Annotated in this window: 14 protein-coding genes; 12 read left to right on the top strand and 2 right to left on the bottom strand. The window is 70.0% G+C overall.

The genetic code is table 11. The annotated features are described in order from the left end of the window. Positions 1–10: 10 nt before the first annotated feature. The 7 genes from ACFW0G_RS27340 to ACFW0G_RS27310 all read left to right on the top strand — a co-directional run bounded on the left by ACFW0G_RS27340 (position 11) and on the right by ACFW0G_RS27310 (position 8,151). Positions 11–907: a class I fructose-bisphosphate aldolase gene (locus tag ACFW0G_RS27340; protein WP_378328260.1), complete on the top strand. Its 897-nt coding sequence runs from the start codon at positions 11–13 to the stop codon at positions 905–907. Positions 908–969: 62 nt separating this feature from the next. Continuing rightward, complete coding sequence (locus ACFW0G_RS27335; protein WP_378328259.1) at positions 970–2,100, top strand: hypothetical protein; 1,131 nt, start codon at positions 970–972, stop codon at positions 2,098–2,100. 83 nt (positions 2,101–2,183) lie between these two features. Next, entirely contained in the window at positions 2,184–3,158 is a 975-nt protein-coding gene (locus ACFW0G_RS27330; protein ID WP_378328258.1) for an L-lactate dehydrogenase, read from the top strand. A 400-nt stretch (positions 3,159–3,558) separates the two neighbouring features. Continuing rightward, positions 3,559–4,971, top strand: coding sequence for an amino acid permease (locus ACFW0G_RS27325; protein WP_378328257.1), 1,413 nt, complete (start codon positions 3,559–3,561; stop codon positions 4,969–4,971). A 35-nt stretch (positions 4,972–5,006) separates the two neighbouring features. After that, entirely contained in the window at positions 5,007–6,227 is a 1,221-nt protein-coding gene (locus tag ACFW0G_RS27320; protein ID WP_378328256.1) for an arginine deiminase, read from the top strand. Positions 6,228–6,256: 29 nt separating this feature from the next. After that, a complete protein-coding gene (gene argF, locus ACFW0G_RS27315; RefSeq protein WP_378328255.1) occupies positions 6,257–7,252 on the top strand; it encodes an ornithine carbamoyltransferase in 996 nt (331 codons plus the stop codon). Then, the gene (locus tag ACFW0G_RS27310) at positions 7,249–8,151 is read left to right on the top strand and encodes a carbamate kinase (protein ID WP_378328254.1); all 903 of its coding nucleotides are present in this window, start codon (positions 7,249–7,251) and stop codon (positions 8,149–8,151) included. The genes argF and ACFW0G_RS27310 overlap by 4 nt, the downstream gene beginning before the upstream one ends. 37 nt (positions 8,152–8,188) lie before the next feature. Here the strand turns inward: ACFW0G_RS27310 and ACFW0G_RS27305 are convergent, their stop codons facing one another. Further along, positions 8,189–8,497: a hypothetical protein gene (locus tag ACFW0G_RS27305; protein WP_378328253.1), complete on the bottom strand. Its 309-nt coding sequence runs from the start codon at positions 8,495–8,497 to the stop codon at positions 8,189–8,191. A 13-nt stretch (positions 8,498–8,510) separates the two neighbouring features. Between ACFW0G_RS27305 and ACFW0G_RS27300 the strand changes: the two genes are divergently transcribed. From ACFW0G_RS27300 to ACFW0G_RS27290, 3 genes are all read left to right on the top strand, one after another. Next, positions 8,511–10,130, top strand: a complete 1,620-nt coding sequence (locus ACFW0G_RS27300; protein WP_378328252.1) for a hypothetical protein — start codon at positions 8,511–8,513, stop codon at positions 10,128–10,130. A 104-nt stretch (positions 10,131–10,234) separates the two neighbouring features. Beyond that, positions 10,235–10,693 carry a nitroreductase family deazaflavin-dependent oxidoreductase gene (locus ACFW0G_RS27295; protein WP_378328251.1) on the top strand — a complete coding sequence of 153 codons (459 nt, stop codon included), beginning with the start codon at positions 10,235–10,237 and terminating at the stop codon, positions 10,691–10,693. Between the two features lie 302 nt (positions 10,694–10,995). Next, positions 10,996–11,376 carry a hypothetical protein gene (locus tag ACFW0G_RS27290; RefSeq protein ID WP_378328250.1) on the top strand — a complete coding sequence of 127 codons (381 nt, stop codon included), beginning with the start codon at positions 10,996–10,998 and terminating at the stop codon, positions 11,374–11,376. A gap of 42 nt (positions 11,377–11,418) precedes the next feature. On the opposite strand, the gene ACFW0G_RS27285 is transcribed toward ACFW0G_RS27290, so the two are convergent. Beyond that, positions 11,419–12,789, bottom strand: coding sequence for a wax ester/triacylglycerol synthase family O-acyltransferase (locus tag ACFW0G_RS27285; RefSeq protein WP_378328249.1), 1,371 nt, complete (start codon positions 12,787–12,789; stop codon positions 11,419–11,421). Positions 12,790–12,955: 166 nt separating this feature from the next. Here ACFW0G_RS27285 and ACFW0G_RS27280 point away from each other — a divergent pair, with 166 nt between their 5' ends. Together ACFW0G_RS27280 and ACFW0G_RS27275 are read left to right on the top strand one after the other, a co-directional pair. Beyond that, positions 12,956–15,280, top strand: coding sequence for a heavy metal translocating P-type ATPase (locus ACFW0G_RS27280; protein WP_378328248.1), 2,325 nt, complete (start codon positions 12,956–12,958; stop codon positions 15,278–15,280). 406 nt (positions 15,281–15,686) lie between these two features. After that, positions 15,687–15,899 carry a hypothetical protein gene (locus ACFW0G_RS27275; protein ID WP_378328247.1) on the top strand — a complete coding sequence of 71 codons (213 nt, stop codon included), beginning with the start codon at positions 15,687–15,689 and terminating at the stop codon, positions 15,897–15,899. Positions 15,900–15,965: the final 66 nt, after the last annotated feature.

Below are 15,965 nucleotides of genomic sequence, written 5' to 3'. Positions count from 1 at the left end.
GGAGGCCGTCATGACGCACCGTCCCCAGCTGAGTGAGCTCGGGCTGAACGCCGGCAAGAAGACCAGGCTCCACCGGATCCTGCACGAGCACGGGCTCCGGAACGGGACGGCGTTCTTCCTGCCGTACGACCAGGGGCTCGAGCACGGCCCGCGCGACTTCTTCGCGAATCCGGCGGCTGGTGATCCGCGGTACGTCGTCAAACTCGCGATCGAAGGCGGGTTCAACGGGATCGCGATCCAGATCGGCTTGGCCGAGAAGTTCTATTGGGATTACGCGGGCGAAGTCCCGTTGGTGCTGAAACTGAACGGAAAGACCGAAATCCCGTCCGACAGCGAGGCGCTTTCCCCGCTGCACGGCAACGTCGAGGAGGCTGTGCGGCTCGGCGCGGACGCTGTCGGTTACACCCTCTATGTCGGGACTCCGGCGCAGGAGCGCGATTTCGCGCAGTACCGGCAGGTGCGGGCGGATGCCCGGCGCCTGGGGATGCCGCTGATCGTGTGGGCGTACCCGCGTGGTTCCGCGGTCGAGGCGAAGGGCGGCCGGGATTCGTTCTACGCCGTCGACTACGCGGCACGGACGGCGGCCGAGCTTGGCGCCGACGTCGTGAAGGTGAACTTCCCTCATCCGGAGAAGACCGCCGGTGTGCCGGAGCGCTACACCGGTGAGTTCACCAGCCAGCAGGCGATCGACGCGGTCGTGCGGTCCGCGGGCCGGACGCTGCTGCTGGTCTCGGGCGGGGGCAAGGCGGGGGACGAGGCGATGCTGGAGAAAGCACGCGAATCGATGGAGGCCGGCGCGACCGGGCTGATCTTCGGCCGCAACGTCTGGCAGCGTGAACACGACGAGTCCCTGCGTTTCGTCTCCGCGCTGCGGGAAATCCTCGCCAAGTACCCGAGCGCGAAATGAGCAGGCCCGTGCTCGGATTCCGGAAAAGGCAGACAATGCTCGCGAGAAGTTCCGGTTCCTTGGTGTTGCTGGCGAGTAGCGTACTCGGCCTGAATTTCCTCGCTCTGCCGACGGCCGAGGCCGCCGCGGTACCTTCCGCCGAGTACGTTCCCCTTCACCTGACGCCGATGCCCGGCGACTCGGGAACCTACGCCAATGCCGTGAACGACGCGGGGACGGTGGTGGGACAGTCCGGCCGGCGCCCGGTCCGCTGGGACCGGGATGACCGCGTATCGGCCCTTCCGCTCCCTCGCGGGTACACGGGAGGCTCACCCACGAGTGTCAACGATTCCGGCGAGATAGGCGGAAACGTCTACCTCGGGGACTGGGAATCGCTGCACCCTGTCCGATGGAATCGCGCGGGGCGCGTCGAGGAACTGCCCCTGCCGCCGGGCGCGATATCGAGTGCCGGTGCGGTGATCAACGCGCGCGGGTCGGTCATGGGCAACGCCATGACCCCGGACTACCGTTATCACGCGGCGCGCTGGGACGCGCGCGGACGGCTTGTCACGCTGGAGGCGCTGGACGGCGGAGAGTCGCAAGCCGTGGCTATCAACGACCGCGATGAGATGGCCGGGATCGCGCGCGACACCTCCGGCTACCTCGTCGGCGTGAAATGGAGCGCGGATGGCAAAATCACGAAACTGCCTCCGCCGGAGGGCTACTACCCGCTGAGTGTGAACAATCGTGGATCGATCCTGGGGACCACGATCGTGTGGGATCGGCGCGGGCACGTGACCCGGCTGGGTACCGATCCCTCGCTCCAGGGTGCCTCCGGTGCCAAACTCAACGACCACGACGAGGTGCTCGGCCAGGGCAGGGACCTGAACCAGCGTGCCCGATGCGTGCGATGGGACCGGCTGGGCCGGATAGCGGTGCTGGGGTCGCTGCCCCAAGACGCCGAGAGCCGCTGTTCCGACCTGAACAACGCGGGCATGGTGGTCGGTGAATCCAGCCGGGCCAACCCCGGAGAGCGCAATCCGCTGCCGGTCTATTGGGACCGCCGGGGAACGATCACCGCACTTCCCCTGCCGCCGGACCTGCCCGACACGTTCGAGGCACAACACGTCAGCGAACGCGGAAACGTGATCATCGGGATCGGCTACGACGGCGCGAGCAGCACCTATCGAGGAGTCGTGTGGCGACGGAGGTAGCCGGGAGATGGCGGCCGGAGCGCGGACGAGGCGCTCGCCCAGGCCGCGTTCGAAGGCTTGGTCCGCCGAGTGAGGAGAACGGAGTGTCCCAGTTGTTCCCCGTACATCGGGCGCCGCATGGCACCAAGGTCGCGATCGTCGGCGCGGGCGCGGTCGGTTCCACGATCGCCTACGCCTGCCAGATCCACGGTGTGACACATACGATCGCGCTGTACGACACCGACGCGGCCAAGGTGCGTGCCCAGGTACTCGATCTGCGGCACGGCAGCATGTTCACCCCGGCCGCCTCGATCGTCGGCGGCGACGACATCGGCGTGTGCGCGGACGCCGACGTCGTGGTGATCACGGCCGGAGCCAAACAGCGGCGCGGCCAGAGCCGGATGGCGCTCGCGGAAGCCAACGTGGCCATGGTCCGGTCGCTGGTGCCCCGGCTGCTGGCGGTGGCACCGGAGGCGATCCTGCTGCCGGTCACCAATCCGGTCGACGTCATCACCCACGCGGTGCTCACCGTCAGTGGCCTTCCGGCGCACCGCGTCGTCGGCTCGGGAACGGTGCTGGACTCCTCCCGGCTGCGCTCGCTGATCTCCGAACGCGCCGGGGTCGGTGTGCCCAGCGTGCGTGCCTACATCGCCGGTGAGCACGGCGACAGCTCGGTGCCGCTGTGGTCGGGAGCGTTCATCGGCTCGGTGCCGGTGGCCGACTGGGTGGTCGATGGCACGCAGGTCTTCACCCCCGCGGTCCGGGACGACATCGCCAGGACTGTGGTCAACGCCGCGTACGAGGTGATCGCGGGCAAGGGCGCCACCAACTACGCCGTCGGGCTGGCGGTGGCCTACGTGCTCGACGCGATGATCGGCGACCAGCGGCTGATCCTGCCGGTCAGCAGCCTGGTCCGCGACTTCCCCGGCATCGGCGGGGTGTGCATGTCCCTGCCCCGGCTGGTGGGCAGGGACGGTGCGGGAGCGGCCGAGCCCGCGGCGCTCTCCGGTGACGAACTCGCCCGGTTGCGCGCCTCGGCCGAGCAGATCGGCAAGGTCTGCCGCGAACTGCACCTGTGAGCCTGCCGGGCACGGCTCGACGGAATCACGGATCGGTGGTCACCGACGCCGCGCGGGCACCCGGCGTCCGTCCACTGTGGTGAGTGCCGCGTCGGGTGGCCGTCAGGGGAGGACGGCCACCCCTTCCCCGGCGGGGGGCGGGGAGCGGTACCCGGGGAAGGTCCAGCGGTGCGGCGGCCCTGGACTGTCTTCAGGATGCCGCGGTGGGTTGTTCACGCACAGGGCCGAAAGGCTCGTCCTCGGGTGACGAAGGTTCTGGTGTGCGCCGGACGGGTTCGCCGACGGACGTAGGGCAAGGCCGGGTGGTTACTTTGGTCCTCGGAGGAGGATCAAAGGTCTCTGGGCGGGGTGAACCCGGTACGGGTCTGATGAGGGCAGCCGTTCTCACCGAGGGAGACCGATGTCCAGATCGAAACCCGCCCGGCCGTCCGCGCCCGCCGGGCGCCGAGCGTGGTCGCTCGGCCTGCCGTCCGCGACCGGACTTGTCGTCGGCAGCGTCATCGGCACCGGGGTTTTCACCATGCCCGCCGTGCTGGCGGGCGCGGGGACCAGCTCACTGGTGGTGCTGTCCGTCATCGCCGCCGGTGCGGCCCTGCTCGCTGTCCTTTTCGGACAGTTGACGCGGCGGGTGCCGGACGCCGACGGCGGTCTCTACGCCTACGCACGGAACGAGTTCGGTGATTTCGCCGGGTATCTCACGGGCTGGTGCTACTGGGTTTCGGCGTGGGTCGGCAACGCCGCGATCGTGTCCTCGTGGGTGCTCTACGTCGATTCCCTGCTGGGGATCGACAATCCGGCCGGCTGGACCAACTGGGGGATAGCGCTGCTCGGCTTGTGGGTTCCGGCACTGGTGAACCTGAGCGGTGTCCGGCAGATTGCCTGGTTCGAGAACCTGACCGTGGCGGTGAAGTTCCTGCCACTGCTGCTGGTGGCCGTGGTCGGCTGGTTCTTCGTTTCGAACGCCAACTTCGGCGCATTCAACGCCTCGGGCGGCAGCCTTTACAGTGCCATCGGCATCACGGCGGGTGTCGCGCTGTTCGCCTTCATCGGCGTCGAGGTGGCCGCCGTCACCGCGAAGCGGGTACGGGATCCCGGTCGCAACGTCGGCCGTGCCTCCCTGCTGGGGACCGCGGCGAGCGCGATCCTGTACGTGGCGGTGTCGGCGGCGGTGATGGGCCTGGTCCCGCACGACGTCCTGGTGAACACCGGAACCCCGTTCGTCCCGGCCGTCGAGGCGATCTTCCCGCACGCGGCCTGGGCGGGGAAACTCGTGGCCGCGCTCGCGGTGGTCTCCGGTATCGGCGCGCTCAACGGCTGGACGCTGGTCACCGCCGAGGTTTCGCGGGCCGCGGCGAACGACGGCCTGTTCCCGCGCTTCTTCACCTGGGCCGATCGCAAGGACACCGCGTGGCTCGGTGTCCTCGTCGCGGCGGCGCTGCCGTCGCTGCTGATGCTGTGGCGGTACACCGCGACCTCGGGGCTGGCCGTTTTCACGTTCCTGGTCAATCTTTCCGTGGTGACCATCGCCGTCCCGTACTTGTTCTCGGCCTGTGCCCAGCTGTCCTACCTGGTGTCCCGGCGCCGACGGGTGCGGGGATGGTTGCTGGTCCGCGATCTGCTGGTCACCGGTGTGAGCGTCCTGTTCTCGCTGTGGGTGACCTTCGCGGCCGGCTACGCCGCCGTGTACCAGGCGATGTTCCTGATGCTGCTCGGCCTGGTGCTCTACGCCTTCGTCAAGGCGCGCCGGGAGCGGCGCCACGAGGCCGGGGACGGCGCCACCGGGCCGGGTGAGCAGTGGCCGCGAGCGGCATGACCGGCGACGGATCGACGAGGAACGGAGTGTCCGTGATGGGATTCGGTGTGGCGTCCGAGGTGGGCCGCCTGAGACAGGTCGTCCTGCACCGGCCGGGTACCGAGCTGGCCAGGCTCACCCCGCGCAATGTCCGCGAGCTGCTGTTCGACGACGTGATGTGGGCGACGAAAGCCAAGGAGGAGCACGACGTTTTCGCCGAAGCGTTGCGTGAGCGGGGTGTGCGCGTGCACTACTTCGGGCAATTGCTCGCGGAAACGCTCGACACCGACGCGGGCAGGGCGTTCGTGCTCGACCGGGTCTGCGCTCCGGACATCGTCGGTCCCGCGCTGGTCGGGCCGTTGCGGGGACTGTTCGGCGACCTGGACGGCACCGGCCTCGCCGCCGCGCTGATCGGTGGCGTGCTGAAGGCCGACCTGCGTCCACTGCGAGCGGAAAGCCTGAAATGGCACACGCTGCGGGCCGACGACTTCCTGCTGCCCCCGCTGCCCAATCACCTCTTCCCGCGCGACAACTCCTGCTGGATCTACGACGGCGTGTCGATCAATCCCATGGCGAAACCCGCGCGGCAGCGGGAAACCCTGCACGCGCGGGCCATCTACCGCTACCACCCGTTGTTCGCCGAGGGCCGGTTCACCGCGTATTACGGCGATGACGACGACGAGCACTTCCCGGCCACCATCGAGGGCGGCGACGTGCACGTCCTCGGCGGTGGTGCCGCGCTGATCGGCATGGGTGAGCGGACCACGCCGATGGCGGTGGAAATCCTTGCCCGCGCGTTGTTCTCGAGTGGCCAGGCCCATACGGTCGTCGCCGTCGAACTTCCGCGCTCCCACGCGATGATGCATCTGGACACGCTCATGACGATGGTCGACAAGGCCACGTTCGTCCTCTACCCCTACTTCGACCGGAATCTGCGGTCCTGGACCGTGACTCCCGGCGAGGAGACCGGCACGGTCGACGTCCGGCAGAACCGCGGCCTGTGGGAAACCCTCGCCGCGACGCTCCGGGTCGGAGAAGTGACCGTGCTGTCGACCGACGAAGACGTCCGCGCCGCCGAGCGGGAGCAGTGGGACGACGGCAACAACTACCTCGCCGTGTCGCCGGGCGTGGTGGTCGGCTACGACCGCAACGTCGCCACCAACACGATGCTGCGCAAGCACGGTATCGAGGTGATCACCGTGCCCGGCGGGGAACTCGGCAGGGGACGGGGCGGACCACGGTGCATGAGCTGTCCCATCGAACGCGACCCGGCCTGACCACTGTCACCGAAGCCCAGGAGAAGCCCATGGACCTGCGCGGACGCAATCTGCTCAAGGAAACCGATCTCACCCGCGAAGAGTTCCTCCATCTGGTGGAGTTCGCCGCGGAACTGCGCCGGGAGAAGCGCTCCGGCGCGCGGCCGCGGCGGCTCGACGGCCGCAACATCGCCCTGGTCTTCGAGAAGAGCTCGACCCGGACCCGGTCGGGATTCGAGGTCGCCGCACACGACGAAGGCGCCCACATCACCTATCTCGGGCCCGAGGAATCCCATATCGGGCACAAGGAGTCGGTCAAGGACACCGCGCGTGTGCTGGGACGCATGTTCGACGGGATCGAGTTCCGTGGTTCGGACCACGAAGCCGTCGAGACACTGGGCGCGTACGCCGGTGTCCCGGTGTGGAACGGCCTCACCGACGCCTGGCACCCGACACAGATGCTCGCCGACGTCCTCACGATGCGCGATCACTCGGCCGCACCACTGGACGAGGTGGCCTACTGCTACCTCGGCGACGGCCGCAACAACGTCGCCAACTCGCTGCTGGTCACCGGCGCGCTGCTGGGCATGGACGTCCGGATCTGCGCGCCACGGGACCTGTGGCCCGCCGGGACGGTCCGGGACCTCGCCGCGTCGCTCGCCCACGATTCCGGGGCGCGGATGCTGGTGACCGACGACGTCGCCGAGGCGGTGCGGGATGCGGATTTCGTCTACACCGACGTGTGGTTGTCGATGGGCGAGCCCGAGGAGACCTGGGGACGTCGCATCGAGCAGTTGCTGCCGTACCAGGTGAACGCGAAACTCCTGGGAGCCACGGGAAATCCCGCCGTCAAGTTCCTGCACTGCCTGCCCGCCCTGCACAACCGGGACACCGCGATCGGGCAGCGGATCGGCGAACGGTACGGGCTCGACGCCCTGGAGGTGACCGAGGAGGTCTTCGAGTCTCCGGCGTCGATCGTGTTCGACCAGGCGGAAAACCGGATGCACACGATCAAGGCCGTCATGGTCGCCACGGTCGCGTCATGAGGATCGTCGTCGCGCTGGGCGGGAACGCCTTGCTGAAACGGGGCGAAGCACCGGAATCCGAGATCCAGGAAAAGCATGTCATGGCCGCGGCCGAGGCGCTGGCCCCGCTCACGCGCGAGCACCAGCTGATCATCACCCACGGCAACGGTCCTCAGGTCGGCCTTCTCGCAGTGGAGAACGAGGACGATCCGGTGCTGGATCACCCTTACCCGTTGGACGTACTGGGCGCTCAGACCCAGGGCATGATCGGCTATTGGCTGGTGAACGCCCTCCGTGCCGCCGCTGGGCTCAGCGCGGTCTGCGTGCTGACGCGTACCCGGGTGCGCGCCGACGATCCCGCGTTCGCCCGGCCGACGAAGTTCGTGGGTTCCGGTTACGACGAGCCGATCGCGCGGGATCTCGCCGCGCGGCGGGGATGGCGGGTCGCGCGGGACGGCACCGCTTGGCGTCGCGTGGTTCCCTCGCCCGAACCGGCGGGTTTGGTCGAGCTGCCCGTGGTGGAGCTGCTGCTCGGCGCGGGACTCACGGTGGTGTGCGCCGGGGGCGGGGGCATTCCCGTCGTCGAGGACGGACACAGCGGCCTGCACGGCGTGGAAGCGGTGGTGGACAAGGACTTCACGGCGGCGTTGCTGGCGCGGGAGACCGGTGCGGACGCCTTGCTGCTGCTGACCGACGTCGATGCCGTCCACGAGGATTTCGGTACACCGCGGGCCCGTCCGATCCACCGGATCACCAGCGCGCGGTTGCGGTCACGGACGTTCCCCGCCGGGTCGATGGGCCCGAAGGTGACGGCGGCGTGCCGGTTCGTCGACGGTGGCGGGCGGTTCGCGGGAATCGGCCGTCTCGAAGACGCGGCAGAGCTGGTGGCGGGCACCGCCGGGACCATCGTGCGGGCGTGAGGTCGTCGCGTGCCCCGCCGCCAGGGGCAGTTCGGCTCTAGTGGCGCGTCGCCGCGTTCCGGCACCGTCGAAAGACGGCGAAGGTTTCGTGGCCCCGCTTGGCATCTAGGAAATCCCAGTGGAAGGGGTAGCTCATGGCGCGTTTGCTCCGGTCTGCCGGTGCGGTGTTGTCGGCGGCCGCACTCTGTCTCGCCGCTTCGGCGGGCCCCGTGTCCGGCGAACAGCTGCGGCCGGAGGTGCCGCCGTCCCCGGCCGAGCGCACGGAGAAGCCGGTCACCCCGACTTCCGGCTCCACGACGAGTCCTCCGCCATCGGTGACCAGAACGGCAGCGCCTTCGTCGAGCACGTCTCCTCCGACAATGCCTTCCCCCACAACGACTTCTCGCTCCGCCAAGGCGGAGCCGCCCTCGTCCGGACCGAGCGGTACAACGTCTCACCTCCCGCGGCGGACCGCGGCCGCGCAGGAGAAACCGGACCTGCGGCTGGCGGTGTGGTTCGACAAACCTTCGTACCTCGGCCACGAGCCGATCACCGTGCACGCGGTCGTCACCAACGTGGGCACCGTGGTGGTGAGCGAGGCCGACGTGGTCTCCACCGGGAACCTGTCGAGCCAGATGTGGACGCCGCTGTTCCCGCCGACCGGCGGCCGGCTCGAGCCGGGGCAGACCGTGGAGAGCAGGAACACCGGTTTGGTGACGACCCCGGCCGGGCCGTTGACCATCACCGTGACGGTCCGGCTGGCCGGCGAGGCCCAGGACGCGAATCCGGCGGACAACACCGTCACCGCGTCGGTCCCGGTCACCTTCGTCCGCGGCGGCTACCACGGAACGGTCTACGGTGACCGCAACGGAAACCACGTGATGGATCCGGGCGAGGCATTGGCCGGAATCCGGGTCGGTACCTCGGGAGGTAATCCGAACGTCGTCCGGAGCACCGTCACCGACGCGGACGGGCGGTTCGCGTTCCCCGACTTGCCGGCGGGCGGTTACTGGATGTGGTTCGACAGCACCGAGTGGTCGCTGGCGCATCCGAGCGTCGAGGTGACCGGTGCCGACGAGCCCGGCGTGCTGGTCCGTGGGGAGCCGTTGCTCAGGGCCTGGCTGGCCGAGTCGGCGGCATTCACGAGGCCGGCGTACCGCGTGAACGACATCGCGCACCTGGCGATGAAATTGACCAACAACGGTACGGCGCTGTTCACGGGACTGACCGCGGACTGCTGGACGAGCGGGGCGGGGCGTATCGATGCCGGAGAGCTGGCCGCGGGCGGGCCGGGCGTCGCGGTGCCCGCCGGTACGACGCGGACGGTGGACATGACGGTCCGGGTCACGGATGACGCGGCCGCGGTGGGGCACCTACGGGTGTGGTGCACGATCCACGGGCCGTCGAACGTCAACTGGTCGGACCTCATCACCGCGACAGCGCGGATTCCCGGGGGTGTGGCGCCCCGGGCCATGGGCGGCCTGGCGCGCTTCCGCTACAAACCCCAGCTCGGCCTTCCGGTCGGCGATCCCCTGCCCGGTGTGAAGGTGTACCTGCGCAACCAGGTCACGGGGAAGGTCGTCGCGCGTGCGGTGACCGAAGCCAACGGCAGCTTCACGTTCTACAACCTGCCCGCCGATCTGTACGACTTCGGCATCGTCGGGCCGTGGCGGCTGGTCTATTCCGAGCCGGAGTTCATCGCACGGGACGGGGAGACCGAACCGGACCGGAGCCTGCCCTGCCATCGGTGCTACTACGTCGTCCCCGGTCCGGAGCAACCCGACCCGGACCCCGTGACCCAGCCCGGCGGCGATGTCCCGGAAGGGCCCCCGGCAGCCGGGTCGCCGCAGCCGGTGGCCGCGCGACCGACCGGACCGGTCAGGACGGGAGACCTGGCCACGACCGGGTTCGAGGTGACGTGGCTGGCCCTGGGCGGGCTGCTCACACTGGCCGTCGGTGCGGGGCTGGTCCTCGGTGCGGCACGGCGGCGGTGGCGGTAGCCAGTATGTCCGAAGTAGACAGACGCGAGGAGGGCCCTGGTTCGGTGCTCGCGACGCGAACTCCGCGGCGTATGGCCCACTGGTGGGCACGGTATCACCGGTGGATGTACCGGGGCGGCCGCCCGAACCGGTGGGCGCGGTGGCAGAACCGGCTCTCCGCCACGCTGTTCGCGGCCAGGCCCGGTGGACGGGGCCGGTTGGTGACACTGGAGGTGCCGGGACGCCGCACCAGCCGTGTCGTTGCGTTCCCCTTGGTCGTCGCGGACTACGAGGGCGAACGTTACCTCGTGGCCATGCTCGGCGAGCGCACGAACTGGGTGCGTAACGTCCGCGCGGCGGACGGCCGGGCCGTGTTGCGACGCGGCCGCCGCGAGGCCGTGCGCCTGTGCGAAGTCGATCCCGGTGTGCGGGCACCCATTCTGCGCCGGTACTTGGCCGTCGCGCCGGGTGCCCGCCCGCACGTGCCGGTGGACCGGCGTGCCCCGCTTGCCGAGTTCGAGCACATCGCGGCACGGATTCCCGTCTTCCGTGTCATTCCGTATTTCACGTCCGCCGGGCGATGAAACACCGTCGGCGCGGATAGTTCCTTTCGGTATAGGTATTGACAGACCATTGCGGCCGGTTTTCCGGGGCGCCGGAAAACCGGCCACTGGCGGCGGCATCGGTATTCCTGGCAAGCTGGTCGCTGCCCGTGGACGCACCCATGGCGTCCCTCGGACTTCCCGCCCACGTCGACAGCATCGCCTGACGTCGCGAACGCTCCGTTGCCGACGATTAAAATGCCGAACATAGCGGTGGGGGCCATCCCAGGAAGATACAGTTGGGGGGGATATTCGGTGGGGAACGGAGAACTCTTCTTCTGGGTATGCTGGTTTTCCTGGTACTCGGCCTCACCGGAGCGACCGGTGGAACCGCCACCGCGGCCGCCAGGGAATCGGTGCACGGTCCCTGGGTGGAACCCGCGGGTGTCGATGGCCAGCAGATCGTCTTCGTCAACGATCTCCGTTTCGTCATCATGGCGTGCCTGACCGGGGTCAACCAGGAGGGCAAGACCGTGACCGATTGCCGGATCACGCCGGACCGGATCACCCGCTTCACCGGCTGGCGGTGGGTCGGCACAGTGACGGTCAGCCAGTACATCAGTGGCTTGATGTACTTCACAACTCAATACGCCCACGTGCCCAGGGCTTCGCTGACGGACTGGTGGTGCTTCAGCAACGTCTTCGGCGATCTGGGCCCCTGCTGAGGGACACGTCCGGTTCGCCGGCTGCGCGATGCCCGGTCCGGATCAGTCCGTCATGGCGAGCAGGGCGGCCAGTTCGTGCTCGACGGCTTTGCCGAGGTAACCGCGCTCGGGCGCGCTGTCGAGGTCGGTGGTGATCCCGAACGTCAGCCGGTCGCAGTAGGTCAGTACCGCGACGCCGGTCCGCACCCGAAGCGCGATCGGCACGTACGGGTAGAGGTCGACGAGGGGCCGGCCCAGGACGGACAGCGGCGACCGCGGACCGGGGACGTTGGTGGCGACGGCGACGACACTGCGCTGGGGGAGGCGTGCTGCGGCGCGCATCCCGAAGGACAAGGGCGCGAACGGCACGAGGCGGGCGAGGCCGGTCAGCGCGATGCCACCAGCGGTCTCACCGCTGGTTTTCAGCGCTGACATCCGGTGGTGGACCGCGGTCAGCCGCGCCGCCGGGCTCGGCAGGTCGACCGGGAGGCGGGGAAGCATGACCGAGATACGATTGTCCACAATGGCCGGTTCGGTACCGGTGCGCGCCGAAACCGGGACGAGCGTTCGCAGCGAACCGGGCCGGGGACGCTCGCCCCGGCGTCGCAGCAGGTCCCGGAACGCGCCGGCGACGGCGGCGAGCACGACATCGTTGACCGTGACGCCGAGGGCGGAACTCGCCGCGTGGACCTCGGACAGCCGGGCATGGGCGAGCTCGTAGCGGCGGTCCGTGCCGAGCGGGCCGGACAGGGACGACGCGGCGGCGGGCACCAGTGCCTCCGACAGCGCGCCGAGTCCTCGGGCGGCGTCGGCGAGCCGCCGGGCGAACCGCGCCGGGCGACGGAGTTCACCGGTGAGCGACCACAGGAGGTCCGCCGGGCCCCGCGCCATGTCCCGCACGGCGTCCAGCAGGAGGGGGAACACGCCGGAGTCCGGCAACTCGCTGGGAACCGGGACCCCTCGCGGCGAGCCGGTGAGCAGGGTTTCCAGCAGCGTGGCCCCGGAAACCCCGTCGGCGAGGCAATGGTGGATCTTGGACAGGATGGCCCAGCGCCCGTCCGCGAGGCCTTCCACCACCCAGGCCTCCCACAACGGACGCGCGCGGTCGAGCCGCTCGGCCATGAGCAACGCCACCAGTTCGCAGAGAGCGTCCTGGTCGCCGGGAGCCGGAACCGCGACGCGGTGGATGTGCGCGGCCGGGTCGAACCGGTCGTCGTCGACCCAGATCGGGGCTCCCAGGTCGAACGGCAACCGGCGGATCTTCTGGCGGTACCGGGGCATCAGCGGAAGCCGTGTGGTGAGCGCGTCGACGAGTTCACGGTGCGGCGGCACGGGTCCGTCGAGCACCGCGACAGAGGCGATCGCGAGCGAGACGTGCGGGTCGGCGTCTTCGAGTTCCAGGAAGACCGCGTCGAGCGGGCTCAGCCGGTCCATCGCCTTCTCCTGTCCACTGTGGACTAACGGCGGCTCCGCCGCGCCGCATGCTCCGGAGCCGCCCACTCCAGGTTCGTCCCGGGCCGGCCACTGCGTAAGGGCAGAACGTCCCCGTCGTCGGGGGCTCGATGCCCTGGCGCCCCTCCACAGCCGTGGGGAAGCTGAGATGCGGGGGCCCGGGGAAGAGACGGTGGTGTCGGTGGGTGAGACGCGGCGACGGATTCCGGCCGAATGGCTGCTGCTCGCGGGTGTGGTGCTGCTCCTGGCCGCCGGTGGCGTCGCCTGGTGGTGTTCCGTGCCGTCGGCGGCGTCGATCCTGTGGGCTGTGGCCGCCGGGGCCGCACTCGTGCCCACGGTGGTGTGGGTGGTGGCCGACCTGCGAGCCGGGCGCTGGGGCGCGGACCTGCTCGCGGTCCTGGCACTCGGTGGCACGGTCGCGGTCGGCGAATATCTGGCGGGCGCCATCATCGCCGCGATGGTCGCGACCGGGCGGGTGCTGGAATCGAACGCCGCGCGGCGGGCGGGTCGTGATCTTTCGGCGCTGCTGGAGCGGGCACCGAGCCGTGCGCATCTCCGTGTGGGCGACCGGGTGGACACCGTTCCGATCGCCGAAGTGCGTGCTGATGATGTCGTGGTTGTCCTGCCGGGGGAAATCGTGCCGGTGGACGGTGTCGCGCTCGCGGACGGGCAGTTCGACGAGTCGGCGCTGACCGGTGAAGCGGCTCCGGTCCAGCACGCCGCGGGGGCCGCGGTCCGCAGCGGCGTGCTGAACGCCGGTGGCGTGGTCGATCTCCGCGCCACCACGACGGCGGAAGGCAGTACTTACGCGGGGGTGGTCCGGCTGGCGGAGCAGGCGGCGGCGGAAAGCGCCCCGGTGGCCCGGCTGGCGGATCGGATAGCGGCCTGGTTCCTCCCGGCGGCGCTGCTGATCGCCGTGGCGGCCTGGGTACTCACCGGAGATCCCGGACGCGCGGTGGCGGTGCTGGTGACCGCGACCCCCTGCCCGCTGCTGCTCGCGGTTCCCGTCGCGGTGACCGGCGGGTTGTCGAGGGCGTCGCGCTCCGGCGTGGTGGTCAAGGGCGGGGCGGCGTTGGAAACGCTCGGGCGGGTGCGCAGCCTCGCCATGGACAAGACCGGCACGGTGACCGCGGGACGGCCGGAGGTGGTCGACATCGCGTGCGCGCCTGGTGTCCGGCCGGAGGAGGTCCTCGCCGAGGCGGCGGGTGTGGAGCGGTATTCGCCGCATGTGCTGGCGGATGCGGTCCTGCGCGCCGCGGGGCGCGCGGGCGTGGAGCCCTTGGCCGCGGAGTCCGTCGTGGAGCGCGCCGGGCTTGGCGCGAGTGGCGTCGTCGGAGGACGCCTGGTGCGGGTCGGCAAGTTCGAGGACACCGCCGCGTTGCCGCTGTGGGCCGCCGGTGCCGCACGGCGCGGAAGGCTTGATCTCGCCACGGTGATCTGGGTGATGGCCGATGGCGTGCCCCAGGCCGCACTGCTGGTTCGCGACCGCTTGCGCCGGGACGCCGCCCGTACGATCCGCCGGCTGCGCGCGGCCGGGCTCTGGCACATCGTGCTGCTGACCGGCGACCGGGTGGACAACGCCACGGAGGTCGCGACGCTGCTCGGCCTGGACGAGGTCGAGGCCGAGGCGACCCCGGCGGACAAGGTCGCCGTGGTCCGCGCCGAGCACGAGCACGGCACGACCGCGATGATCGGTGACGGGGTCAATGACGCCCCGGCGCTGGCGGCGGCCGACATCGGGATCGCGCTCGGCTCCCGGGGATCGACGGCCGCCGCCGAGGCGGCGGACGCCGTCATTGTCGACGACCGCCTCGACCGGCTCGCCGACGCCGTCGAGATCGCGCGCCGCGCCCGGCGGCTCGCGGTGCAGAGCGCCGGCATGGGAACCCTGCTCTCGGTGGCCGCGATGGTGCTGGCCGGGCTCGGGTGGCTCGTTCCCGTCGTGGGAGCGCTCGTACAGGAGGCCATCGACGTCGCGGTGATCCTCAACGCGCTGCGCGCACTGCACGGGCCGCTGTCGTGGCATCGCGCGTCGCAGCCGACGGTGCTGTTGCGCCGGTTCGCGGACGAACACGAGACCCTGCTGCCGACGCGTGCCGCGGTACGGCGAGCGGCGGATGCCCTCGCCGACGGTGCCGGGCCCTCGGCGGAGGCCGCCGTGCGGGAAGCGCACCGGCTGCTGACCGAGCAACTGCTGCCCCATGAACTGGCCGAAGAGACCCAGCTGTACCCGGCGCTGGCCGGCGTGCTGGGCGGGCCGGAGGGCACCGTGACCATGAGCCGGGCCCACGCCGAGATCGACCGGTTGGCGCGGCGGCTCGGCAGGCATCTGGCCGAGTCGCCGGCGGGTGTCCAGCCCGACCAGGTCGACGATCTCCGGGCCACCCTTTACGGGCTGGACGCGATCCTCACGCTGCATTTCGCCCAGGAGGAGGAAGCCTACTTCACGCTCGCTCCGCCGGTCCGAGACTAGCTCGGAGACCGGTGCGGACGGGGCTTCCCAGGTCTCCGCGGCCCGTCCGCACCGGCGTGTTCAGGGGTGCCGGGCGCGCGGTGAAGGCGGCGAGCGCGGGCGAAAACTCCCAGCGGCGAACTGTCGCATGACGAGTCGGGTTCCCTTCGTGACCGCCCGGTTTCTCATGCTGCGCCGGAAAAGATCGGCTCACAAGGGGCCAATTCGCGCACGGGAGGTGCCACGGGAGACGACCGTCCACAGTGTCCTGTCGCTCAGCGCGAGCAGCGGACGGATCGCGGCGTGTCCCACGGCGAAAGGCTGTTCGCCCCTATCGGTCCGCCGGTGCGTCCGGCAACGTCGAAGTGGGCGACGCAGTTTGACGGCTCTGCCTGGTGTACCGGAAAACTCAGCGGGAGGGAAGCTCATGTCACCATCGGTTCGGCTGATCGGAGCGGCGTTTTCGGCCATCGCGTTCTGTCTCGCCACATCGGCGGGACCGGCATTGGGCGAGGATGCCCGAGCGTCGTCCTTCGCCGAGGGCCGGCCCGAGATGAGCTGGCAGATTCGGGTCGGCCTGTTCGCGCTGGCCATCGGCATCGGACTCGTTCTCGGGATAGCGCAACGGCGACGGCGATAGCCTTGGCCCCCGGCCAATTCTGCGGTGGACTCAACGGGTGATCGGTGAGCTTCGGGTTCCTCGGTG

Source organism: Amycolatopsis sp. NPDC058986, from assembly GCF_042741125.1.
Lineage (GTDB): Bacteria > Actinomycetota > Actinomycetes > Mycobacteriales > Pseudonocardiaceae > Amycolatopsis.
Note: the sequence above shows the minus strand (reverse complement) of the source record. Positions and strands in the feature narration are given on the sequence as shown.